The organism is Mesorhizobium sp. W067 (assembly GCF_054719525.1).
Genome location: NZ_JBTTII010000001.1, coordinates 3,937,723 through 3,960,566, shown reverse-complemented (window position 1 = coordinate 3,960,566; position 22,844 = coordinate 3,937,723). Strand labels below are relative to the sequence as shown.

At 63.8% G+C, this 22,844-nt stretch carries 22 protein-coding genes; 8 read left to right on the top strand and 14 right to left on the bottom strand.

What is annotated here, in order from left to right; genetic code table 11:
- Positions 1-23 precede the first annotated feature (23 nt).
- From ACYG97_RS19280 to ACYG97_RS19240, 9 genes are all read right to left on the bottom strand, one after another.
- Positions 24-1,532, bottom strand: coding sequence for an aldehyde dehydrogenase family protein (locus ACYG97_RS19280; protein ID WP_023733647.1), 1,509 nt, complete (start codon positions 1,530-1,532; stop codon positions 24-26).
- 20 nt (positions 1,533-1,552) lie between these two features.
- Complete coding sequence (locus tag ACYG97_RS19275; protein WP_023672951.1) at positions 1,553-1,897, bottom strand: cupin domain-containing protein; 345 nt, start codon at positions 1,895-1,897, stop codon at positions 1,553-1,555.
- A 23-nt stretch (positions 1,898-1,920) separates the two neighbouring features.
- A complete protein-coding gene (locus ACYG97_RS19270) occupies positions 1,921-2,262 on the bottom strand; it encodes a cupin domain-containing protein (protein WP_023672950.1) in 342 nt (113 codons plus the stop codon).
- A gap of 21 nt (positions 2,263-2,283) precedes the next feature.
- Positions 2,284-2,634 (bottom strand): cupin domain-containing protein, encoded by a 351-nt coding sequence (locus ACYG97_RS19265; protein WP_023672949.1) that lies wholly within the window; start codon positions 2,632-2,634, stop codon positions 2,284-2,286.
- On the bottom strand, positions 2,631-3,905 hold the full coding sequence (locus ACYG97_RS19260; protein WP_023672948.1) for a glycosyltransferase: 1,275 nt from the start codon (positions 3,903-3,905) through the stop codon (positions 2,631-2,633). Before ACYG97_RS19260 ends, ACYG97_RS19265 begins: the two co-directional genes overlap by 4 nt.
- 9 nt (positions 3,906-3,914) lie before the next feature.
- Positions 3,915-4,988, bottom strand: a complete 1,074-nt coding sequence (locus tag ACYG97_RS19255) for an ABC transporter ATP-binding protein (protein WP_023692047.1) — start codon at positions 4,986-4,988, stop codon at positions 3,915-3,917.
- Positions 4,985-5,776 (bottom strand): ABC transporter permease, encoded by a 792-nt coding sequence (locus ACYG97_RS19250; RefSeq protein WP_023672946.1) that lies wholly within the window; start codon positions 5,774-5,776, stop codon positions 4,985-4,987. Before ACYG97_RS19250 ends, ACYG97_RS19255 begins: the two co-directional genes overlap by 4 nt.
- Positions 5,777-5,962: 186 nt before the next feature.
- Positions 5,963-6,805 (bottom strand): ABC transporter permease, encoded by an 843-nt coding sequence (locus ACYG97_RS19245; RefSeq protein ID WP_023672945.1) that lies wholly within the window; start codon positions 6,803-6,805, stop codon positions 5,963-5,965.
- A gap of 94 nt (positions 6,806-6,899) precedes the next feature.
- On the bottom strand, positions 6,900-7,964 hold the full coding sequence (locus ACYG97_RS19240) for a polyamine ABC transporter substrate-binding protein (protein ID WP_023685711.1): 1,065 nt from the start codon (positions 7,962-7,964) through the stop codon (positions 6,900-6,902).
- 235 nt (positions 7,965-8,199) lie between these two features.
- Between ACYG97_RS19240 and ACYG97_RS19235 the strand changes: the two genes are divergently transcribed.
- Genes ACYG97_RS19235 through ggt form a run of 5 tightly spaced genes read left to right on the top strand, consistent with a single transcriptional unit; the run spans position 8,200 to position 14,755 of the window.
- Positions 8,200-9,138 carry a GntR family transcriptional regulator gene (locus ACYG97_RS19235; RefSeq protein ID WP_023685712.1) on the top strand — a complete coding sequence of 313 codons (939 nt, stop codon included), beginning with the start codon at positions 8,200-8,202 and terminating at the stop codon, positions 9,136-9,138.
- A 10-nt stretch (positions 9,139-9,148) separates the two neighbouring features.
- On the top strand, positions 9,149-10,426 hold the full coding sequence (locus ACYG97_RS19230) for a glycosyltransferase (RefSeq protein WP_023733646.1): 1,278 nt from the start codon (positions 9,149-9,151) through the stop codon (positions 10,424-10,426).
- 14 nt (positions 10,427-10,440) lie between these two features.
- Positions 10,441-11,823: a glutamine synthetase family protein gene (locus ACYG97_RS19225; protein ID WP_023733645.1), complete on the top strand. Its 1,383-nt coding sequence runs from the start codon at positions 10,441-10,443 to the stop codon at positions 11,821-11,823.
- Between the two features lie 2 nt (positions 11,824-11,825).
- Entirely contained in the window at positions 11,826-13,127 is a 1,302-nt protein-coding gene (locus tag ACYG97_RS19220; RefSeq protein ID WP_031199555.1) for an NAD(P)/FAD-dependent oxidoreductase, read from the top strand.
- A gap of 41 nt (positions 13,128-13,168) precedes the next feature.
- The gene (gene ggt / locus ACYG97_RS19215) at positions 13,169-14,755 is read left to right on the top strand and encodes a gamma-glutamyltransferase (protein ID WP_023733644.1); all 1,587 of its coding nucleotides are present in this window, start codon (positions 13,169-13,171) and stop codon (positions 14,753-14,755) included.
- Positions 14,756-14,778: 23 nt separating this feature from the next.
- Here the strand turns inward: ggt and ACYG97_RS19210 are convergent, their stop codons facing one another.
- From ACYG97_RS19210 to ACYG97_RS19190, 5 genes are all read right to left on the bottom strand, one after another.
- The gene (locus tag ACYG97_RS19210; protein ID WP_023726413.1) at positions 14,779-14,943 is read right to left on the bottom strand and encodes a hypothetical protein; all 165 of its coding nucleotides are present in this window, start codon (positions 14,941-14,943) and stop codon (positions 14,779-14,781) included.
- Positions 14,940-15,995 (bottom strand): ABC transporter ATP-binding protein, encoded by a 1,056-nt coding sequence (locus ACYG97_RS19205; protein ID WP_023733643.1) that lies wholly within the window; start codon positions 15,993-15,995, stop codon positions 14,940-14,942. The genes ACYG97_RS19210 and ACYG97_RS19205 overlap by 4 nt, the downstream gene beginning before the upstream one ends.
- Positions 15,996-16,007: 12 nt before the next feature.
- Positions 16,008-16,841 carry a carbohydrate ABC transporter permease gene (locus ACYG97_RS19200; protein WP_023733642.1) on the bottom strand — a complete coding sequence of 278 codons (834 nt, stop codon included), beginning with the start codon at positions 16,839-16,841 and terminating at the stop codon, positions 16,008-16,010.
- Positions 16,842-16,852: 11 nt separating this feature from the next.
- Positions 16,853-17,782: a carbohydrate ABC transporter permease gene (locus ACYG97_RS19195; RefSeq protein WP_156937182.1), complete on the bottom strand. Its 930-nt coding sequence runs from the start codon at positions 17,780-17,782 to the stop codon at positions 16,853-16,855.
- Positions 17,783-17,849: 67 nt separating this feature from the next.
- A complete protein-coding gene (locus tag ACYG97_RS19190) occupies positions 17,850-19,163 on the bottom strand; it encodes an ABC transporter substrate-binding protein (RefSeq protein ID WP_023733640.1) in 1,314 nt (437 codons plus the stop codon).
- Between the two features lie 237 nt (positions 19,164-19,400).
- Here ACYG97_RS19190 and ACYG97_RS19185 point away from each other — a divergent pair, with 237 nt between their 5' ends.
- From ACYG97_RS19185 to ACYG97_RS19175, 3 genes are read left to right on the top strand one after another with little or no spacing between them, the layout of a single operon-like run.
- On the top strand, positions 19,401-20,078 hold the full coding sequence (locus tag ACYG97_RS19185) for a beta/alpha barrel domain-containing protein (RefSeq protein ID WP_023733639.1): 678 nt from the start codon (positions 19,401-19,403) through the stop codon (positions 20,076-20,078).
- Positions 20,078-21,535 (top strand): xylulokinase, encoded by a 1,458-nt coding sequence (locus ACYG97_RS19180; RefSeq protein ID WP_023733638.1) that lies wholly within the window; start codon positions 20,078-20,080, stop codon positions 21,533-21,535. Before ACYG97_RS19185 ends, ACYG97_RS19180 begins: the two co-directional genes overlap by 1 nt.
- A 14-nt stretch (positions 21,536-21,549) precedes the next feature.
- Positions 21,550-22,842 (top strand): iron-containing alcohol dehydrogenase, encoded by a 1,293-nt coding sequence (locus ACYG97_RS19175; protein ID WP_084023726.1) that lies wholly within the window; start codon positions 21,550-21,552, stop codon positions 22,840-22,842.
- The last annotated feature ends 2 nt before the right edge of the window (positions 22,843-22,844 follow it).

Here is a 22,844-nt window from a genome sequence, read left to right as displayed (position 1 = left end):
CTTACGTTATGGACTAGCCGGGCTCACACGTGCTTGCGGCCGCCTGTCTCGCGGAACCAGCTGTCGGGGTAGGGGTACCACCAGTCCTTGATCGCCGGTCTGTGGTCGATGATGACCATCTTGGAGCGTCGGAAGGCGTCGAGTCCCTGGCGTCCCAGCTCGCGGCCAAGGCCTGATGCCTTCCAGCCGCCGAAGGGCAGGGCGTCATTGTCGATCAGCGGGTTGTTGACCCAGACCATGCCGGCCTCGAGCCGCTCGGCCGCTTCATGCGCCTCGGCGAGGTCGGTGGTGAAGACCGAGGCGCCGAGCCCGAACGGGCTGTCATTGGCAAGCCGGATCGCTTCGTCGAAATCCTTTACGCGGCAGATCGCTGCGACCGGCCCGAAACACTCTTCGCGCACGATCGCCATATCGGGTGTAACCCCGGTCAGGATCGTTGGCTCGTAGAACCAGCCATTGTTGTGCGCCGGCGGAATGCGCCCGCCGGCAACGGCTATAGCGCCGTTGCTGATAGCATCATCGACCAGCCGCATCACTTTCGCCCGGGCGGCTTCGCTGACCAGCGGGCCGATCTCGGTCTTGTCCATGCCATTGCCGATGCGCAGCGCCCGCGTCTTCTCGGCGAACAGCTCGACGAAGCGATCGTGAACCGAGTCGACGACAAAGAAGCGTTCGGCCGAGGTGCAGACCTGGCCGGTCAGGTGGAAGGCGGCGGTGACGCTGCCGGCTGCCGCCACGTCGAGCGGCGCGTGCTCGCTGATGATCAGCGGATCGCTGCCGCCGGCTTCGATGACGCAAGGCTTCATGCGCTCGGCGCAGGCGACTGCCACGGCTTTGCCGGCGGCGACCGAGCCGGTGAAGGCGACAGCGTGGGTGCGCTCGGAGGCGATCAGCGCCTGCGCGGTGGCGGCCGTGCCAGGCAGGCAGGCGACCAGCCCTTCCGGCAGTGAACGGAACACCGTCATGTAGTCCAGCGTCGACAGCGTCGTTGCTTCGGCCGGCTTGATGACGCAGCCATTGCCGGCGGCAAGCGAGGCCGCAACGGTCCAGCACATCAGCAGGATCGGGAAGTTGTAAGGCATGATGTGCACGGAGACGCCATACGGCTCGTAGCGCGCATACTGGAACGACCCGGCCTGCGTCGTACCGGCGATCTTGCCGGCGTCGTCGCGCGCCATCTCGGCATAGTAGCGGAAGATCGGCGCGCAATTGGCGATCTCGCCGATTGCTTCGGGATAAGGCTTGCCCATCTCGCGCACCATCAGCTCTGCGCAGCGGGTGAAGTCCGCCGCCTCGATGGCGTTGGCGACCGCATGCAGATGCTTTGCCCGGCTCTTGGCATCGAGCTTCTTCCAGGCGGCTTGTGCCGTGGTTGCGGCACACAGCACCGCATCGACCTCACCGTCCGTTGCGGCGGAGATCGAGCCGACGGTCTCCAGCGTCGCCGGATCGATCACCGGTTTTGCCGTGCCGGTCATCGGCCGGTAGTCCGGATTGACGAAGAAAGCCGGCCGTTCAGCGGAGAATTGCATGGTCGTCCTTTCAGGTCCGCTCAGCGGATCATGTAGACCTTCTTGATGGTCTCATGGACGGTGCAGACGCCTTTCCAATTCTGAGGAAAGAACGCCGCCGTGTCCGGCTCGATCTGGATGACCTCGCCCGATTCGTGCACATAGGTGCAGCGGCCCTCGAGGAAGTGGCAGAACTCGTCGCGGGTGACATGGCAGTGCCATTTGCCGGGGGTGCAGACCCACAGGCCGCATTCCGAACGGCCCTCCGGCCCCTTGTAGAGCAGCTTGCCCGAGGTGTGGGACACGCCCTCGATCATGGTCGGGATGACGCCCCAGTCGACGAGGTCGGTGATGGCAAGCGGGGATTGCATGATGGGCGTGGTCATGGCGATTTCCTTTAAAAAAGTGCTCAGCGGCACATGAAGGCCTTGGTCAGTGTTTGCGTGATGGTGGAGGTGCCGGCCCAGCCGGCGGGGAAGAACACCAGCATGCCGGCCTCGACCGGGATCTCTTCGCCATTCTCGCGGACATAGGTCCCGCGGCCCGACAGGAAATGGCAGAACTCGTCGGCGGCAAAGGTAACCTTGCGGCTGCCTGGCGTGCACGACCACAGGCCGCATTCGCTTGAGCCGTCCGGGTTCTGCGAGAGGATCCTGCCCGAGGCGCGCGGCGAGCCGGCAAGCGTGTTGCTGCCCCCGCCCCAGTCCTCCAGTTTCACGGTCGAGGCCTTTGGCCAGTGCGGTGTCGGCATATTGGGAAGCTCCGTTGCTGTTCAAGCCAGCATGTAGACGTTGCGCATGGTCTCATGCACGGTGCATTCGCCTGTCCAGCCGGCAGGGAACATGACCACGGTCCCGGCTGCGACTTCTACCACCTCCCCGGCATCCGACCGGTACGTCGCGCGGCCGGCGACGAAATGGCACAATTCGTCGCGCGGAATCGAGAGCCGCCAGCGGCCGGGCGTGCAGACCCAGATGCCGGATTCCGGCTGGTTGTTGGGTCCTTTGTGGACAAGCCTGCCGGTCGAGTGCGACGCGCCGTCGAGCGCGTCGGACTGGGCGCCCCAGTCGACGAGGTCGGTGCGGGTGGAGGCTTGGTAAAGGTGCGGGGCGGAGGAGGTCACAGCAACTTCTCCAGCAACCCTGCGGCCTTTTCCGGTCCGTTCTGTGCCCGCATCTGCGACGAGGTCTTCGCCAGCTTGGCCTTCATCTTGGGGTCGGTCAGGCAAGCCTCGATCCTGCTGACCAACTGGGCGTCGCTCCAGTCGTAGCGCGGCATGCCGAAGCCGTGGCCGGTTTCCTGGACGCGGGTGGCGTTGTCGTGGCCGTCCCAGACATAGGGCATGATGATGGCCGGCTTGCCGAAATAGAGGCACTCCGTGAACGAGTTGTTGCCGCCATGGTGGATGACGGCATCGACCTGCGGGATGACTGAAGGCTGCGGAAACCAGCTCTCGACGATGACGTTGTCCGGCACATCCGTGTACAGGTCCTTGTAGCCGCCGACATTGACCAGCGCGCGGTAACGGGTCTTGCCCAGTGTTGTGATGATGCGCTTCAACAAATCGACATCGCCAGCGCCGAGGCTGCCGAAGGAGACATAGAGCAGCGGCCCGTCATTGTTCTCGGCGAAGGTCGGCACGGCGTATGGCTTTTCCTGCCGCACGCAGCCTTCGAGATACTGGAATTTCGTCGTATCAAGCGGATGGCGGCGTTTGAACTTTGCCGCTTCGGGATAGAGCAGCAGATTGAGATAGGGCGAGGCCTCGAAGAACTGACCGACCGGGTATGGCGCTTCATTGTTTGCGGTGAGGAAGGCGTTGAAGTCGTCGTGGATGGGCTTGATCACCGCATTGAAATGATCGCGGTAGCGCTGGTGGCCGACATGGTCGTTCTCGCCGCAACCGGAGAGATGCGGCGGGATGTCCTCATCCTCGATCTCGTTTTCCGAGCAGGAGATGACGCGCACCCAAGGCTTGCCGAACTGTTTGATGGCCGGAAACAGGATGACATTGTCGACGCAAATGACATCAGGCTTGATGGCGGCCAGGACTCGCGGCAAATCCTTCTGCGCCCATTTGGCGCTGTCGACAATCGCGGTCCAGCAATCCTTCACGTAATTGTCGACCTGATCGTAGGGCGATTTGCGGAAGTTCGGGATGTGGCCGTTGATGAAGTCTTCCCAGAATTTCGCCATCTGCTCGGGCGGCATCGGCTCCGACAGGTTCACCGGATGCGCTTCGAAGCCGTAACCCTTGTAGACATCGACAAAGCCGGGGTCGGACAGGAACACTGCCTTATGGCCGCGCGCCTCGACGGCTTGCGCGATGCCGACCGAATTGAGCGCCGGGCCGTAGGCCGCTTCGGGAAAAAACGCGATCGTCTTCTGCGCCATCAAGCTCTCCTATTCCTGAAAAATTCTGACATCGGCGGCGTCCCAGCCGAGTTCGACCTGATCGCCCGACGAGACCGGCCGGCGGTCGGCGGCATCGGCGGTGACGCGCACCAGAAATGGTTTTGGCGACAGAGGCGTGCGGACATGCAGCTGCAGGTCGAGCCCGTGATAGGCCAGCGCCTCAACCGTGCCGGCGATGCGGTTGGCGGTCTCGGCTGACGGGAACAGCCGGATGCGCTCGGGTCGCACCGAAGCGACAGCGGAAGCGCCGGGTGTGAGCTTGGCGGGAACCTTGCCGGTGATGCGCGCGCCGTTCGCGGCGATCACGCCATCCGCAGACATCTTGCCCGGTACGAAATTCATCACGCCGATGAAGTCGGCGACGAAACGGTCGGTGGGATGCTCGTAGATCACGTGCGGCGTGTCGCATTGCAGCAGCTGGCCGTCCTTGAGCACCGCCATGCGGTCGGCCATGACGAGTGACTCTTCCTGGTCGTGGGTGACGATGACGAAGGTGATGCCGACTTCGTGCTGCAGGCGCTTCAGCTCCATCTGCATGGCGCCGCGCAGTTTCTTGTCCAGCGCGCCCAGCGGTTCGTCGAGCAGCAGCAACCGAGGCCGTTTGACCAGCGCGCGGGCGAGCGCGACGCGCTGCTTCTGGCCACCCGACAATTGCTCAGGCTTACGGTCGGCGAAGGGGACAAGCTCGGTGGTGGCCAGAATGGCCTCGACGCGGGAACGGATTTCAGCTTTCGGCAAGCGCTCCATCTCCAGCCCGTAGGAGACATTGGCGCGCACGCTCATATGCGGGAACAGCGCGTAGGACTGGAACATCAGATTGACCGGCCGCTTGTTGGGCGGGGTCCGGGCGATGTCTTTGCCATCGAGCAGTATGCGGCCGTCGGTTGGCGTCTCGAAGCCGGCCAGCATGCGCAGCAGCGTGGTCTTGCCGCAGCCGGAGGGTCCAAGCAGCGCGAAGAACTCGTTTTCGCGGATGTCGAGCGAGATGCCGTCGACGGCGGTGACCCGGCCGAACTTCTTCGAAACGTTATCAATGGCCAGCAGCGTGCGCGGTTCGCTCATTGGCCGATGATCCCACGGTTGAGCCGCTGCGACAGGGTCAGCGCGGTGATGGATACCGCCATGACGATGGTCGCCAGCGCGTTGATCTCCGGCGTGATGCCGAAGCGGATCATGGCGTAGATCTGCATAGGCAGCGTCGTCGAGGCGCGGCCGGCACCGGCGGTGAAGAAGGCGATGATGAACTCGTCGACCGAGAGCGTGAAGGCAAGCAGAGCGCCGGCAATCACTGCCGGCGCGATGACCGGCAATGTCACACGCCGGAAGGTGGTCAGAGCCGAGGCGCCGAGGTCGGCGGAGGCCTCGACGATCGACCAGTCGAAACTCTTTAGCCTTGCGCGCACCACCGAGCAGACGAAGGCGAGGTTGAAGACGACATGGGCGAGGATGATGGTGTGCAGGCCCATGGTCAGGTTTAGCATGGAGAAGAACGACAGCAGAGCGATCGCCAGGACGATGTCGGGGATGATCATCGGTGCGAAGATCAGCGCCTCGAGACCCCTGCCGTATTGCCGGCGCATCTCGATGCCGATGGCCAGCAGCGTGCCGAGCAGCGTGGCGATGGCCGTGGAGACCAACGCCACGATCAGCGTGTTGAGCGCAGCGGAAAGGATGGCGGAATTGCCGGCCAGCGAGGCATACCATTTCAGCGAAAAGCCCGACCATGCCGTCGGCAATCCGCCTTCGTTGAAGGACAGCGCCACCAGCACGGCGATGGGGATGTAGAGGAAGGCGAAGACGAGGGTGAGGATCGTCCGCATGCCGAGCGTACGGGTGAAGGAATGGGTCATCGCCGGCCTCCGACAATTGGAAGGCAAGCGAACGACCAGAGTCCTTCTCCCTGTTCACGGGTAGAAGATACCGGCAGGCAGATGAGGGGCAGCGCTGAGCGTCGCAAAGGTTGACGCCGCCCCTCATCCGCCCCTTCGGGGCACCTTCTCCCGGTGAACGGGGAGAAGGCAATAATTGCGCAGCGCTCAGCCATCGGCGTCACCCTTTGCCTCAGCCGCACGCCCCGCGGCGCGGTCGGCGGCGAGCGCCTGCGCCATCAGCACCAGAAGCATGATGGCGATCAGCGCCATGGCGAGCGCTGCGCCGAACGGCCAGTCATTGGCAGTCAGGAACTGGTCGTAAACGAGGTTGCCGATCATCTGGAAGCGGCCGCCACCGAGCAGCGCCGGGGTGACGAAATTGCCGATCGACAGCACGAAGACGAAGACAGCACCCGCAGCGATGCCGGGCACGGTCAGCGGCAGGATGACACGTCGGAAAGTGGTGGCAGCGGAGGCGCCGAGATCGCGCGATGCCTCGGCCAGTTCCGGGTTGAGGCGCGACAGCGGCGCGTAGCAGGCGAGGATGACGAAGGGCAGATAGTTGTAGACGAGGCCCGCGATGACCGAGCCTTCGGTATAGAGCATCGAGGGCGGTTCGCCGGTGTAGCCGAACCAGCGCAGCAACTGGGTGATCAGCCCTTCGCGGTTCAGCAGCACGATCCAGGCATAGGTGCGGATCAGATAGTTGGACCAGAACGGCAGCACGGCGAAGAACAGGAAAATTGGCTGCCACCGGCGCGGTGCGGCCGCGATCGCATAGGCTGCGGCATAGCCAATCACCACCGCAATCAAGGTCGCGGTGCCGGCGATACGTGCTGAGTTGAGGAAGATGCCGGCATAGAGCGGGTCGAAGACCAACCCGAAATTTTCCAGCGTCAAAGTGTAGTCGATGCCGCCATAGACGCCGCGCCGGAAGAAGGCGAGCGCCAGCACCAGGGCGCATGGCACCACCATCAGCGCGGTCAGCCAGACCAGCGCCGGGGCCATCAGCAGAGAGGAACGAAGTCGGGTCTGGGACAATTTCTCGGGTACCGCTCAGGGCCGGCGGCAGAAGTGCTGCCGGCCGTGAAGTCTGCGCCGCTTACTGCGCGGCCTTGATCTCGCTGACGATCTTGGAATAGTCGCGCTGGGCTTCGCCGACGTCACGCAACTGCTCGAACTTGACGAGATCGGCCACCGGCATCGCCATGTTGGGGAATTTGGCCAGGAAGTCGGCCGGCAGGCTTTCCATCGCCGGCTTGTTCGGCACCTTGTAGTCGATGTTCTGCGCCGCCCAGGCGTGGTTCTTGGCGTCGAGCATGAAGTTGATGAACTTGAAGGCGTCGTCCTTGTGCTCGGACGCCTTCATCACCACCATCGTGTCGACCCACAGGTCCGAACCTTCTTTAGGGATGACGTATTTGATCTCCGGCTTGTCGGCGATGCCGTAATTGCACCAGCCGTCCCAGGCCTGCACCATCAGCGCCTCGCCGGAAACCAGCTTGGAATAGAAGGTGGTGTCGTCATAGGCGAGCAGGGTCTTCTTGGCGGAGATCAAGAGGTCCTTGACCTCGGCCATCTTGGCCGGGTCGGTCTCGTTGACCGAATAGCCCTTGTCGAGCTGCCCGGCGGCCAGCAGCCAGCGATCGGTCGCCAGCATGGTGGTCTTGCCCTTCATCTCGTCGGAAGGGGCGAGCAGGTCGCTCCAGCTCGTGGGCGCCGTCTTGACAAGGTCAGAGCGGTAGCAGAGGCCCGTCGTGCCCCAGGTGTAAGGCACGGAGAAAGCGTTGCCGACATCGTGCGGCAGCTTGGTCGCTTCGGGATAGAGGTTGGCGAGGTTGGGGATCTTGGCATGGTCGATCGGCTCGGTCAGGCCAAGCTTGTTTAATACTTCGGCGAAGGGCGAGGAGACGAAGACCACGTCATAGCCCTTGCCGCCGGCGGCAATCAGCTTGCCCATGATCTCTTCATTGGTGGCGTGCACCACCACTTCGCCGGCAACGCCGGTGGCGGTCTTGAAAGCGGCCATGGCGTCGGGTGCCATGTACCCATCCCAGTTCGAAATAACGAGGTCGGCTGCGGCGGCCGGCACCGAGAGCGTCAGGGCGAGACCGAGAGCGATTGAGGATGTATTGAGCGCACGGCGCCGCAGGCTGGTAGCGGTCATGGCAGTCTCCCATTCGGTTTGATCGTCGAAATCATTTGGCGGACCAAGGCCGGCGACGCGCGCGCCTGCCTCGATCCTGTTCCCTCGGTCTTTTCTCGCCGATTGTGCCGACAGTACTATTGCAGAAAAAAGTACGTCAATCCATAATCTGTCAACCGACGGAGGAATTTGGCCGATTGTCCCTGTTCCGGCGATCAGCCAGACCAATGCGCCACATTCGCATTCGAGAAAAGTCATGCAAGCCGTAGCTAGGCGACCTCGCACCAACCATCTCGATCTGGCGCAGCGCATCCTGGATGTGGCGCGGCAGCGTGGCTTCGAGCCTGGCGCCCGCCTGCCCGAACAGCAGATCGCCTCGCTGTGCAATGTCTCGCGCACGCCCGTACGCGCCGCACTCGGCCTGCTCGCGGAACGGGGCGTGGTGCGCTGGGAGGCCGACAGCGGTTATCATCTGACGGTCGACCTCGCCGCCCAGCCCGCCATTGCCGCCGAACTACCCAGTGCGGAGGAAGACGAGCTCGCCGAAGCCATCCTGCGCGACCGCTCGGCGCGACGGTTGGACCAGACGGTGACCATCGCTGGGCTGATGCGACGCTACGACGCTGATCGCAAGACGGTACTAAAAGCACTTAACAAACTGACCGACGAGAATCTTCTGGATCGTGCGCCTGGGCAATCCTGGTTGTTTCGCCGCGCGCCGGACGATCCGGAGGCGCAAGGCGAAAGCTACGAGTTCCGCCTGGTGCTGGAGCCGGCGGCCATCCTGACGCCAGGCTTTCGGCTGGACGGGGCGCGGGCAGCAATGTTGCGGCAAGGCATGGAAGCGCTTGCAGCGCTGCCGGACGAGACATTCGACACGCGCGAGTTCCAGCGGCTGGACATGGATTTTCATGGCATGATCGCCGAGGGCTGCGCCAACCGTTTTGTGTCGGATGCATTGGCCGATCATCTCCGCCTGCGCCGGCTGCCGGGCATCTATTCCGGCGTCAACGTGTTTCGGCTGCGGCAATCGTTGCGCGAACACTCGGGCATACTCGACTATCTTGAAAGCCGGCAGTATGAGGTGGCTGCCGATCTGCTTCGCATCCACCTGCGGCTCTCCCGCAGCCAGCGACCGCAAGCAGCCAGCCGCGGAGCTCCCGCACTGTTCGGCATGATCAGCCGGCCGGATTGAAGAGGAATAATTGACGCGTAAAGCCAGCCCGACCATCGCGCTGTTTCCCGAAGCCAGTTTCGGCGCCGCGTTGAATTGCGTCGGTATCGCACAGGCATTGCGCGCACGGGGCGCTCGCCCCGTCTTCATCTGCCATGCCGGCTTCTCCGGCGTCTTTACCGACTATGGCTTCCAGGAATACCATCTGCCGACGGATGAGCCGCTGAGCGACAGCGACCGCCAGAGCTATTGGCAGGCCTTCGTGCGCCGGCACCTGCCGCATTTCCGGCTGAGCCCGATCGACCAGCTCGAGACCTATGTCGCGCCGACCTGGCAAGCGATCGTCGACACCGCCGTCAACGCCGAGTCGCCGCTGCGCCAATTGCTGGCGCGGCTGAAGCCGGACGCGGTGGTGCTCGACAACGTCATCATGTTCCCGGCGATCGCCGCCGCCGGCTGCCCGTGGGTGCGCGTCGTCTCCTGTGCCGAGACGGAACTGCCGGATGCCGAGGTGCCGCCCTATCTCTCGGGGATGGGTGCCGACGACCCGCAACGTGCGGCGTTCGAAGCGCGCTATCTCGCGGCCTCCGCACCCGCGCATGAGTGCTTCAACCGTTTTCGCGCGGATGCCGGCCTGGCGCCGTTGCCCAAGGGCCTGTTCCTCGAGACATCACCCGACCTCAATCTGCTGCTGACGCCAGCGATCGTACGGCGTGAGCGGGCCGAGCCGCTCGACCCCAAACGCTTCGTTTATCTCGAAGGCTGCGTGCGCTCGGAAGGGCCGTTCGAGGTGCCGGTGTTTCCGCGCAATGGCGGGCCGCTGGTCTATGTCAGCTTCGGCAGTCTCGGCGCGATGGATGTCGGGCTGATCGAACGCATGCTCGCCGTCTTCGACCGGCTGCCGGCGCGCTTCATCGTCAATGCCGGCGGCCTGCGCGACGCCTACCGCGCGGTGCCGGACAATGTCTATCTCGACGCCTGGTTTCCGCAGCCTTCGGTGGTGGCGAAGTCGGACCTGTTTATTCATCACGGAGGAAACAACAGTTTTTGCGAGGCGCTGCGCTTCGGCGTGCCGTCGCTGATCATGCCCTATTGCTGGGACGGACATGACAATGCGCAACGCGCGGGAGAGACGGGCGTGGGCGACCATATCGGCCGCGACGCCTGGACCGAAGGGGGATTGGAGAGAGCCATTCTCGGCCTGCTGGCCGACGATGCGATGCGCGCCCGCCTCAGGGACAATGCTGCCAAGATGGCGCTGACCCCTGGAACGGATGTGGCCGCGCAAGCCATACTCTCTCTCTCATAGGTACGTGAACCAAAATGCAGGACAAAAATACCAACACCGCTCTCTTCACCGGCAACGATCCCAAGGCCTGGCTCGCCCAGCACGGCATCACGGAGGTCGAGTGCCTGGTGCCCGACATGAATGGCGTGCTGCGCGGCAAGGCGCTGCCGACAGCAAAATTCCTCAAGGCGCTGGAAGACCGCGCACTCTACCTGCCGAGCAGCGCTTTCCTGGTCAGCATCGATGGCCGCTACTCCGGTTCGATCGACGAAGGCTTTGCCTATCAAGACCCGGATATGCGCATGGTGCCTGATATGTCGACGCTGTGCCTGGCGCCGGGCGGTGGCCCTGGCAAAGCCTATGTCTTCGCCGACGCCTTCCACATGGAAGGCAAGCCCTGGATGGCCTCGCCACGACATGTGCTGCGCGCCGTGCTCGATCTCTACCGGAAGCGCGGTTGGCGCGCGGTGGTGGCGCCGGAAGTCGAATTCTATCTGACCGCGCCCAATACGAATCCCGACCAGCCGCTGACGGCACCGGTTGGCGCCAATGGCCGCGCCGAGGGCTCGCAGCATCCCTATGACATGGTGGCGCTGGAAGAATTCGAGCCGGTGATAAGGCGCGTCTATGATTATGCCTCAGCCGCCGGCCTGCCGCTCGACACGCTGATCCATGAATCGGGCACCGCGCAGCTGGAGATCAATCTGCTGCACGGCGACGCGGTGCCACTCGCCGACCAGGTGCTGCTGTTCAAGCGGCTGACCCGCCAAGCGGCGCAGCAGAGCGGCATGCACGCCACCTTCATGGCCAAGCCGATCGCGGCGCAGGCCGGCAGCTCGATGCATCTGCACATGTCTGTCGTCGATGAAACGACAGGCGCCGCGCTGTTTGCCGACAGAGATGATGCAGACACCGAAATGTTCGGCCATTTCATCGGCGGCCTGCAGAGATATGTGCCCGAGATCATGCCGCTGTTCGCACCCAACGTGAACTCGTTCCGCCGCATCCGGCCGAACCACAGCGCACCGGCCAACATCGAATGGTCGCATGACAACCGCTCTTGCGGCCTGCGCGTGCCGGCAGGTGGCCGCGCCGCCCGGCGGGTAGAGAACCGCTTGCCGGGAGCGGATTGCAATCCCTATCTGGCGATCGCCGGTTCGCTGCTTGCCGGCTATCTCGGCGTCGAGCAGAAGCTGGCGCGCTCGGCCGAGGCATCTGGCAATGCCTACAAGATCAAAAGCACGCTGCCGAAAACCATGGAGGAGGCGCTTGATCGTTTCACCGCTTGCGAGCCGGTGCGGGCACTGCTGGGCGAGGATTTCTTCCAGACCTATCTGCGCGTCAAGAGCGTCGAACTCGACCTGTTCCAGAGCGTGGTCACGAGCTGGGAACGCGACCATTTGCTGCTGAAGGTGTGATCATGGCCTCCAGCTCGACGGGTTTCAATTCGGGCCTCGATATCGGCAAATCCTATTATGTCGCCACCGCCAATCCGGCGCCGGACCATCCGGCGCTGGCGGGAGATGTCGACGCCGATTTGGTGGTGGTGGGCGGCGGCTGCACCGGCCTGTCGGCCGCCCTACACGCCGCCGTGCGCGGCCTGAAGGTGGTGCTGCTCGAAGGCGGCAAGATCGGCTGGGGGGCATCGGGCCGCAATGGCGGCCAGATGATCCCCGGCTTGCGCAAGGGCGCCAAGGGGCTGGTCAAGCTCTATGGTCCCGAGCGGGCGAAGGTGCTGTTCGACCTTGCCTTCGAAGCGCGCGGCCTGGTGCTCGACATCATCGAGCGCCACGCCATCGATTGCGATCTGCGGCTGACCGGCCATCTCGTCGGCGCGGTCAACGGCTCTGATCTCAGAGACCTCGAAGAAGAGGCGAAATGCCTCGAAAGCGTGATGAAGTTCCGCGACGTCGAGATCCTGTCGGCAGCGCAGGCGCGCGGCAAGGTGGACACGCCCTATCGTGGGGCGATGTATGAGCCGCTTGGCGGCCACATGCATCCGCTGAACTACACGCTCGGGCTTGCCCGAGCAGCCGTGGCCGCCGGCGTCACCATTCATGAGAATTCGGTGGCGGTGAAGTTGGAGCTGGAACCATCGATCCGGGTCTCGACATCGAAGGGTTCGGTACGGGCCAAGCATGTCGTATTGGCGGGCGATGCGCTGCTCAATGGGCTGGAGCCACGCGTCAACAGCCGTATCATGCCGGTCGGCAACTACATCGTCGCCACCGAGCCGTTGGAGGGTAAACGCAATGTCATCCCGGCCAATGTGGCGGTGTCCGACACACGCTTCGTCGTCAACTACTACCGCATGTCGGCGGACGGACGCCTGCTGTTCGGTGGCGGCGAGCGTTACACGCCGTCGCCGCCGGCCGACATCGCCGGCTTCGTGCGGCCGCATATGGAAGCCACTTTCCCGCAATTGAAGGGCTGCCGTATCGACCATGCCTGGGGCGGGCTGGTGTCGGTGACGACATCGCGGCTGCCGCATGTCGGGCACTATGGCGAGGTCTATTTCGCGCATGGCTATTCCGGCAAGGGCGTCATCCTGTCGACGCTGTCGGGCAAACTGCTCGCCGAAGCGATCACCGGTGATGCCTCACGGCTCGATCTGTTCTCGACGCTGACGCCGATGCCGTTCCCGGGTGGAACCGCGCTACGCGGTCCGCTCTATGTGCTGGGGATGTTGTGGTACGCGATGCGCGACCGCATCAAGCATTGAAGGCTGCGGCCGGCGGGCGCGAAATCATTGGAGGCGATTGCATGCGTGATTTTCAGTTCCCCGGCCGCTCGCCGGTTCGCGCGACAGAAGCGATGGGGGCGACATCGCATCCGCTGGCGACGCTGGCCGCCATCGACATGCTGCGCTCCGGCGGCAATGCCATGGATGCCGCTGTCTGCGCTGCGGCGGTGCAAGGCGTCGTCGAGCCGCAATCGACCGGCATCGGCGGCGACTGTTTTGTGCTCTACAGTCCCAAAGGCGAGGGCGATGTTCTCGCTTTCAACGGCTCGGGGCGTTCGCCCGCTGCGGCAACCGCCGAATGGTATCTGGAGCGGGGGCATAGCGAACTGCCTGCGGCCGGACCGCATGCCGTCACCATACCAGGCGCCATCGATGCATGGTGCCGGCTACTCGAGGACCACGGAAAAAAGGGCATCGACGCCGCGCTGGCGCCAGCCATTCGCTATGCCGAACAAGGCTATGTCGTTTATGATCGCGTCGCCTTCGACTGGGCCGACGAGGTCGCCCTGCTCTCAGCCGATGAACATGCCGCGCGCATATTCCTGCCCGAGGGAAGGGCGCCGCAAGCCGGCGATGTGCATCGGCAGCCGCACTTGGCGGACACCTTGCGCATCATCGCCAACCGAGGCCGTGCAGGGTTTTATGAAGGTGAAGTCGCGGACGATCTGGTGGAACGTCTTCGCGCGCTGGGCGGGCTGCATGCATTGGAGGATTTCGCCGAGACCCAAGGCGACTACGTCACGTCGGTGAATACGTCCTATCGCGGCTACGATATCCATCAGATGCCACCGAACAATCAGGGCATGACGGCGCTGATCATGCTGAATGTGCTTTCGGGCTTCAGCCTTGGTTCGTTGGAGCCGAACAGTGCCCAGCGGCTGCATCTCGAGATCGAAGCCGGCCGGCTTGCCTACCAGGACCGCGATACTTTCATCGGCGACCAGGATTTCGTCCAGGTCCCCGTCGAACAACTGCTGTCGGCAGCTTATGCGGAGCGGCTGCGCGCCGCCATCGATCCGGCCCTCGCCATGACGCATCTGCCGCGGCTTGAGCTGCCGCGCAGCGACACCGTCTATATCTCCGTGGTCGACCGCGACCGCAATGCAGTCAGCTTCATCAACTCGACCTTCGGTTCCTTCGGCAGCGGCGTCGTCGGTCCCAAGACAGGCGTCGTGCTGCAGAATCGCGGCAGCAGTTTTCGCCTCACGGAAGGCCATCCAAATCGTATCGCGCCGGGAAAGCGACCGATGCACACCATCATGCCTGGCATGGCGACGCGAGGGGGTAAGGTGGTGATGCCGTTCGGGGTGATGGGCGGCGGCTACCAGCCGTTCGGCCATGTCCATCTGTTGACCAACATGATCGATTTCGGGATGGACCCGCAGCAGGCACTGGATGCGCCACGGGTGTTCTACAAGGACAATGCCGTGCTGGCCGAGCGCGGGATTCCGGCTGAGGCGATCGCCGGCCTGCGTCAGCGCGGCCATCAGGTTTCGATCGCCGAGGAGCCGCATGGCGGCGGCCAGCTGGTGCTGATCGATTGGGAAAAGGGCACGCTCACCGGTGCCTCCGATCCGCGCAAGGACGGTTGTGCGCTGGGCTACTGATCTGCGTTGCTGGAATGCTGCATTCAGAACCAGATCAGCCAGACAAGCTGCAGGATTACCAGTGCAATGGCGTCCCAGAAGATGAGTTCCCCCATCGAGAACCAGCGCCGCGACCGGTTGAAGCTGTAGAACAGCCGCCAGACAAGTGCCGCGGCGGCGAGCGGCACCAAAGCGAGCAGCGAGCTCACGGCAGCCGCGCTCCCGAAACCGCATCGAACGTGTGCAGCGCCGCCGGCGGAAAGTGTAGATAAAGCGGCTGGCCGGGATCGAAAGCGCGATCGACATTCACTGTCCTGACGATCAGCGCATTCGCCTCGCTCTTGGCGAAGATCAGCACGTCCGGCTCGACCGGTTCGACGACGTCGACGGCAAACTGGATGGCATCGCTTGCGGAGGCGTCGACCAGCTGGATCTGTTCCGGGCGAATGCCGAGCACGATCGGGCCATCAGGCTTTCCCGGAAGCGGGCAAGTGAAACCGCTGGCGTGGAAGACGCCGGCGCGGACGTCACCATCGAACGTGTTCATCGCTGGACGGCCGATGAATTCGGCGATGAAGCGATTGGCAGGCCGCCGATAGATCTCGCGCGGGTCGTCGTACTGGATCAGTGCGCCTTCGCGCAACACCGCGACCCTGGTCGCCAGCGTCATCGCCTCTTCCTGGTCGTGTGTGACGAAGACGAAGGTCTTTTTCAGCTCGCGATGCAGACGCTTCAGCTCGGTGCGCATGTGGAGCCGCAACAAGGCGTCGAGATTGGACAGCGGCTCGTCCATCAGACAGAGGCTCGGCTGCCAGACGAGTGCGCGGGCCACAGCGACGCGCTGCGCTTGGCCGCCCGACAATTGCGAAGGGCGGCGGTCGAGGTAGCGGGTGATTTCGAGCAGCTCGGCCATGGCGCGGACGCAGCGGTCGAGCTCGGCGGCCGGCATTTTTCGGATGCGCAAGGGATAGGCGATGTTCTCGTAGACGCTCTTATGGCTGTAGAGCGCATAGTTCTGGAACACCATGCCCATGCCGCGCAGGCGCGGCGGCAGGTCGGTGACATCGAGGCCCTCGACCATGATGCGCCCGGCCGTGGGACGTTCAAGGCCGGCAAGCAGCCGGCAGGCTGTCGTCTTGCCGGAACCAGAGGGCCCGAGCAGAACCAGGAATTCGCCGGGCTCGAAAGCAAGATCGAGCGCCTGCAGCGCCACCGTCCCGTCCGGGAAGGCCTTGGTGACGCCGTCGAAAACAATTGCCATGCAAGGATCCCTTCAACCCTTGACCGCGCCGAAGGTGAGGCCGCGGACGAGCTGTTTCTGGACAAGGAAAGTGAAAAGCACGATCGGCAGCGTCGCCACGATGGCGACCGCCGCGACTTGGCCCCATAGCGTGCCATGCGGCGTCACCAGCCCCGGTATGCCGACGGTCAGCGGCCGCCCGTCGAAAGCGACGAGGATGAAGGCATAGAGGAACTCGTTCCACGACAGGATGAAGCAGAGCACCGCTGTGGCGCCCATGCCGGGTGCGGCCAGCGGCGCGACGACGAAGAAGAATGCGCCGAGCCGCGAGCGGCCGTCCATCATCGCGGCTTCGTCGATCTCCCTGGGGATTTCGGCGAAGAAGCCGCGCATCATCCAGACGACGAGCGACAGGTTGAAGGAGGTGTGGGCGATCACCACGGCGTAGATGGTGTCGATCAGGCCGAGCGAGGTGAAGAACAGGAACAGCGGCACGGCGATCGAGATCGGCGGTGCCATGCGCGTGGTCAGGAAGAAGAAGAACAGGTCTTCCTTGCCGGGGAAATTGGAGCGGGCAAAGCCGTAGGCAGCCGGCGCGCCGATGACGATGCAGAGCACCGTAGACGACACCGAGATCAGCACCGAGTTGATTGCCAGCGGCCAGTATTCCTTGTCGATGAAGACGGCGGGATAGTTGGCAAGCGTCGGCGAAAAAATCCATTTCGGCACAGAAGACAGAAGATCGACGCGGTTCTTGAACGACGCCAGCACCATCCAGACATAAGGCGTCAGCGCCACCACGACGGCGACGAGCAACACCGCCCAGGCAAAGCTTTTCCAGGCGCGGTTGGTGGATTGATCGATCATCGCAGCGTCCCTCAAAACGCCCCCACCTGCTTGCGGCTCGACCAGTAGACGGCCTTGTAGAAGACCGAGCACAGGATCAGCACGACGAGATAGATCATGAAGGCGACCGCGGCGCCGTAGCCGAGGTCCCAGTTGCGGAAATTGACGCGGTAGGCATAGATCGAGACCAGCTCGGTCAGCGTTCCCGGTCCGCCGCCGGTCATCAGGAAAACCTTGTCGAACTCCTTGAAGGCGTCGATGCCGCGCAGCAGCAGCACGAGCGCGATGACCGGCCGCAGCAGCGGCAGCATGACGTCTCGGAAAATATGGAACGGTTTGGCGCCATCCATCATCGCCGCCTCGAACGGCGCGCGCGGCAGGCTCATCATCCCGGCGAGCATGATCAGGGTGACGAAAGGCGTCCACTGCCAGACATCGATGGCGACGATGGTCGGAAACACCAGGTCGGGTGCCGAAAGCACCGCCGAATTCTGCGCCAGCAGGCCGACCTTGCGCATGTAGAAGGTGAGCATGCCGAAATCGCCCTGCAACAGCAGCCGCCAGATCAGCCCGACGGCGACCGGCGCGATCATCATCGGGATGAGCAGCAGTGTGGTGAGAAGCCGCTGGCTGGCGACGAAGCGGAAGATCAGGAAGGCCAGCGCAAAGCCGAGCAGGAATTCGAGGCCGACGGCGATGATGACGAATTTCAGCGTCAGCAGGAACGATGCCCAGAAGAATGGGTCGTTGCGCATCAGCTTGCGGAAATTGTCGAAACCGACGAAGGCGCCCGCATGGCTGGCGTCGGCGAAGCTGAGGTCGGTCAGCGCGGTGTAGACCATGTAGTAGAACGGGCCGACCAGGAAGACGACGACGAGCAGCGTCGCGGGCAGCATCAAGAGCGGTCCCACCCCACGGTCGAGAAGCGGCATTCCGCGCAGCGATGGAGTGCGGTTCGTCACGGGCGTTTCCTGCGGACAAGAACGGCTACCCGCTTGTGCGGGTAGCCTCTGCGCGACATCTCAAGGCCTATCGTGCCGGATAGGTCATGGGTGCGCAAGAACCGAGCAGTGTCGAGATGTCGGTGGCGGCGGTGTCGAGGGCGGCCTGCGCCTCCTTTTCGCCGGCGAGGTAGGATGACAGTTCGCGCACTAGTATGTCGGTCATCTCGGCCGATTGCGGCAGCGTCGCCTTCGGCACCGCATGCTCGTTGGCCTCCATCGAGGCCTTGGCGTAGGGCAGTTTCTGCACCTCCGCCGAGGCATAGACATCGGGCCGGCCCGAGGCGCCGCCATTGAGATGCTGCTCGAGCTGGCGGTCATAGCCCATCATCCACTGGACGAAGAGGAAGGCGGCCTGTGGGTTCTTCGAATAGATAGGGATGAGATAGGTCCAGCCTTCGACCTGGCCGATCTTGCCGCCTTCGCCTTGCGGCACGAGATCGAAGCCGACCTTGCCGACGACGGTGGAGGCGGTTGTGTCGACCGACACGGCATAGGTGGCGTCGTTCCACATGATCAGCTCGGCGACCTTGGCTTGCTGCATCAGCGCCATGACGTCGTCCCAGAAATAGTTGAGGCTGTCCGGCGGCGAGAATTGCAGCAGGCTCTTGTAATATTCGAGCGAGGCGACGGCCTTGGGGCTGTTGACGATGACCGGGCCGCAGGCCGAGCCGCTCTTCACGTCGAGCACGTCGCCGCCGAAGGAATAAAGGAAGTTGAGCCACTCATACCACAGCGCCTCGTGGCGCTTGCCCTGCAGGGCGGTGCCGTAAAAGCCCTGGTCGGGGCGATAGAACCATTCGGCGATATCGCGATACTGCTTCCAGTCCTTGGCGGGAGCGAGGTCGTAGCCATACTTGGCCTTGAAGCCTGCCTGCTCCTTGGGATCGGCGAGCAGGTCCGACCGATACCACATGAACATGTTGAGCACGGTGAAGGGGAAACCGTACTCCTTGCCGTCATACCAGGAGATTTCGTGCCAGGCAGTCTGGTAGAGCTGCTTCTCCGGCTCGAAGCTCGGATCGCGCAAAGCCGGGTCGGCCATCATCTTGGCGATTTCGACCAGATGGTTGTTGGTGGCGAACTTGCCGAGTTCGCGATGCGGCTGGATGATGACGTCGTAGCGGCCGCGGTGCGAGTTGAGATCGAGCTGCACCTTGTTGACGGCTTCCGAGTGCTCGTACATCTCGACTTCGACATGGATGCCGGTCTGTTTTTCAAACTCCGGCGCCATCTTCTTCAGCGCTTCGAGCGGCGGCAGCGCCTCGCCGACCATGCGGATGGTCTGGCCGCTATAGGGTTTCGACGCCTCTTTCAGATCCCACGCGGCCGCTTGTGTCACTTGCCACGTCAGGGGCCACACAAATACGGCTGCGACGAGCAGTCTGGACGCGGTACGTCTCAGCGGCTTGAGCATTCTTCCCTCTCCCTAGACGTCGTGCCTGGCGGGCCGGCGCCCGTTCTGTCATAAAATGTGTGGTACTGCAAATCAAAATGTGGCACCTTGCAACAAATGGTTGGGAGGTGTTAACAGACCGGCAGCAAACCGGCTTTCCCGACCAGGCGAGGGACCTTTCGGATGGACTTCATCTTCATGCTGACGCGCCACGATCGCACGGTCGAGGACTGTCTCGACCTGGTCGATTTGATTGAGCCGGTCGGCCTGAAGCATGTCGGCTTCAAGGATATTGGCGTCGCGCCGGATGTGCTGCGCAAGCTCGCTGTCGCCATTGGCCGGACAGGCGCCACCACTTACATGGAAGTTGTCTCGACGACGGCTGAGGCCTGCCTTAATTCCGCGCGCATCGCCAGGGATCTCGGCATCCAGCGCCTGCTCGGTGGTACTCAGATCGACGAGATCATGGCGTTGCTGGAGGGGAGCGGCACCGAATACTACCCTTTTCCCGGGCGGCCGGTCGGCCATCCGACCAAGCTCGGCGGTTCGGCCGAGGATGTCGAGGCCGACTGCCGCGCCTTCGCCGAGAAGGGTTGTGCGGGATGCGACATCCTCGCCTATCGCGCCACCGAGGCCGACCCGGCCGAACTGGTGCGCGCAGCCCGGCGCGGGCTTGGTCCGTCGCGGCATCTGATCGTCGCCGGTGCTGTGGCATCAGCCGATCGGATCAAGGCAATCAAGCTGGCCGGCGCCAACGCTTTTACCATTGGCACAGCGGTTTTCGATGGCTCCTATTCGCCGACGAAAGGTTCTATCCTCTCGCAACTGCGGGATGTCCTGGCGGATTGCGAGCGTGTCTAATGCCAGTCATCGGCATCGATCTCGGCACACAAAGCCTGAAGGCGATCGTTGTCGACGACGAATTGCGGCTGCGTGGCGAGGCCGCTGTGCTGTACCAGCCGGCCTTCCCGGCGCCCGGCTGGGCCGAACAGAACCCGGCGCTGTGGCTGGCGGCGCTCAAGCCGGCCATTGCCGGCGCGCTCGACAAGGCTGGGCTTGCGCCGTCCGACATCAAGGGTATTGCCATTGCCGGCCAGCTCGACGGCTGCGTCGCGGTCGATGGCAATGGTGAGGCGCTGGCTCCGTGCATCATCTGGATGGACCGGCGGGCGGCAGGAGAGATCGCCGGCATCGATCCGGACTTCATCCGCGAGCGCACCGGTCTTGTCCTCGATGCCACGCATATGGCGGCGAAAATCCGCTGGGCAGCGCGCAACCTGCCCGAAGCGCGCCGGGTGGCGCTCTGGCATCAACCGGTATCGTTCGTGGTCGCGGCGCTGTGCGGTCGTGCCGTCATCGATCACGCGCTGGCCTCGACAACCATGCTCTATGGACTGAAGGAGCACAACTATGCCGGCGATCTGCTGGCGGCCTTCGACATCGATGCAGATAAATTGCCCGGCATCGACGATGCATCTGAGATCGCCGGCGCCTTGACGCACGCCGGCGCCGAGCTCACCGGTTTGCCTGTGGGCACGCCGCTGGCGGTCGGCACCGGCGATGATTTTTCGGCCGCCATAGGCGCCGGGGTCGTCGTGCCCGGTGTCGTCGCCTGCAATCTCGGCACGGCCGAGGTGGTCGGCGCGGTGTCCGGCACGCTTCGCCTCGACCCCGGCGGCCTGGTCGAGACCCATGGCTTTCTCGGCGACGGCTATTTCATCTCCAACCCCGGATGGCTCTCGGGCGGCGCGGTGACGTGGTTTCTAACAACCTTCGGCGTCGATTCGCCGGCAGCGATGTCGGAACTGGCGGCGACGGTGGTTGCCGGCAGCGACGATTTGCTGTTCTTGCCCGCGTTGTCCGGTGCCATGGCGCCGCGCTGGATCGCCGAAGCGCGTGCCGCTTTCTACGGCCTGACATCCTTCCACGGCAAAGCGGCCTGCGCTCGCGCAGTGCTGGAAGGCTGCGCCTTCGCCATGCGCGACGTTGTCGACCGGCTGGACGAGCTCGGCATAACAACCGGGCGCATCCGGCTCTCAGGCGGTGGCGCGCGCAGCCGGGTGTGGGGGCAAATCCGGGCCGATGTCAGCGGCAGGCCGGTCGAGATCGCGGGTGCGGCCGATGCCTCGCCGATCGGTGCGGCAATCCTTGCCGCCGCAGCCATCGGCCTTACCTCCTCAGTGCGGCAGGCGGCTGAAAGGCTGGCCGGCCACATCGAGACGATCGACCCTGATCCTTCCGCCAAGGCCGCCTACGACAGAAGTTACCGCCGGTATCGCACCTTGTTCGATGCCCTGACCCCGCTTCATGCTGACTGACCGGACTGCATCCTATGTCCAGACAAATGCTCGATCGCCTTATTGCCGGCACGCTGCCTGACCCGGATAGCCAGGGAATGCTGTCGGTGCCGCTGAAGACCATCGTCATAGGGCGCGGTCTCGGCGACGAAGCCGATGCGCTGGTCAAGCCGCTGCCGCTCGGCCGCAGGCTCGCCGTTGTCATGGATCCCGACACAAGGCTGGCTCTCGGCGAGAGAGTGTCCATTGCGCTGCGCGGCTCGATCGATGTCGACAAGATCATCCTGCCGCGCCATCCGCATCCCGACATGGACGCCGTGCGATCGGTGATCGCCCGCACGAAAGACGCCAGCGGTCTGGTCGCGGTCGGATCCGGCTCGATCAATGACATCACCAAATATGCCGCCCATCTGACCCAAAAGCCCTATGCGGTGTTCGGCACCGCGCCGTCGATGAACGGCTACACCTCGGTGTCTGCGGCAATCACAGAGGACGGCCTGAAGAAATCGCTGACGGCGAGCCTGCCGGTCGGTGTCTTCCTCGATCTCGATGTCATGGCGCGAGCGCCGCACCGGCTGATCGCTGCCGGCTTCGGCGATTCGATGGCACGGCCGACCGCGCAGACCGATTGGCTGATGGCGCATCTTTTGCTCGGCACGCCCTACCGGGAGGCGCCGTTCATGCTTCTGGCGGAGGACGAGGAGGCGCTTATCGCCAAAGCCGGCGAACTCGGGACCGGCGACATTGAGGCGATGGAAGTGCTGGTGCGCACGCTGGTCATGTCGGGCCTTGGCATGACTTTGTGCGGCGGCTCCTATCCGGCCAGTCAGGGCGAACATCTGATCGCCCACTATATCGACATGCGGGGCCAGGGATTGCCCGAAGCGCACCACGGCGAGCACATAGCGGTGACGACGTTGACGATGGCGCGGCTGCAGGAACGCGTGCTGGCGCTGCGGGAATTGCAGCTCGCGCCCTCCGCCGATACGCCAGACCGCTTCATCGAAATCTTCGGCGAAACGCTCGGACGTTCCTGCTGGGCGGCATTCAAGCCCAAGCTGCTGGACCGCGAACGGGCGGACGCTGTCAACACCATGCTGGCCAGGCAGTGGCGCTCGCATCGCGAAAGGCTGCTGCGGGTGGCACGCCCGGCGCGCGAGATCGCGGCAGCACTGCGTGCCGCCGGCGCCCCAACCACGCCGCAAGAGGTCGCCATACCGGCTGGCTTCTACGACGAGGCGGTCGCCAATGCGCGGCTGATCCGCGACAGGTTCACCATGCTCGACGTCGCTGCTGCCTCGCTCGAAACGGTTGCGGCGGGAGCCTGAGC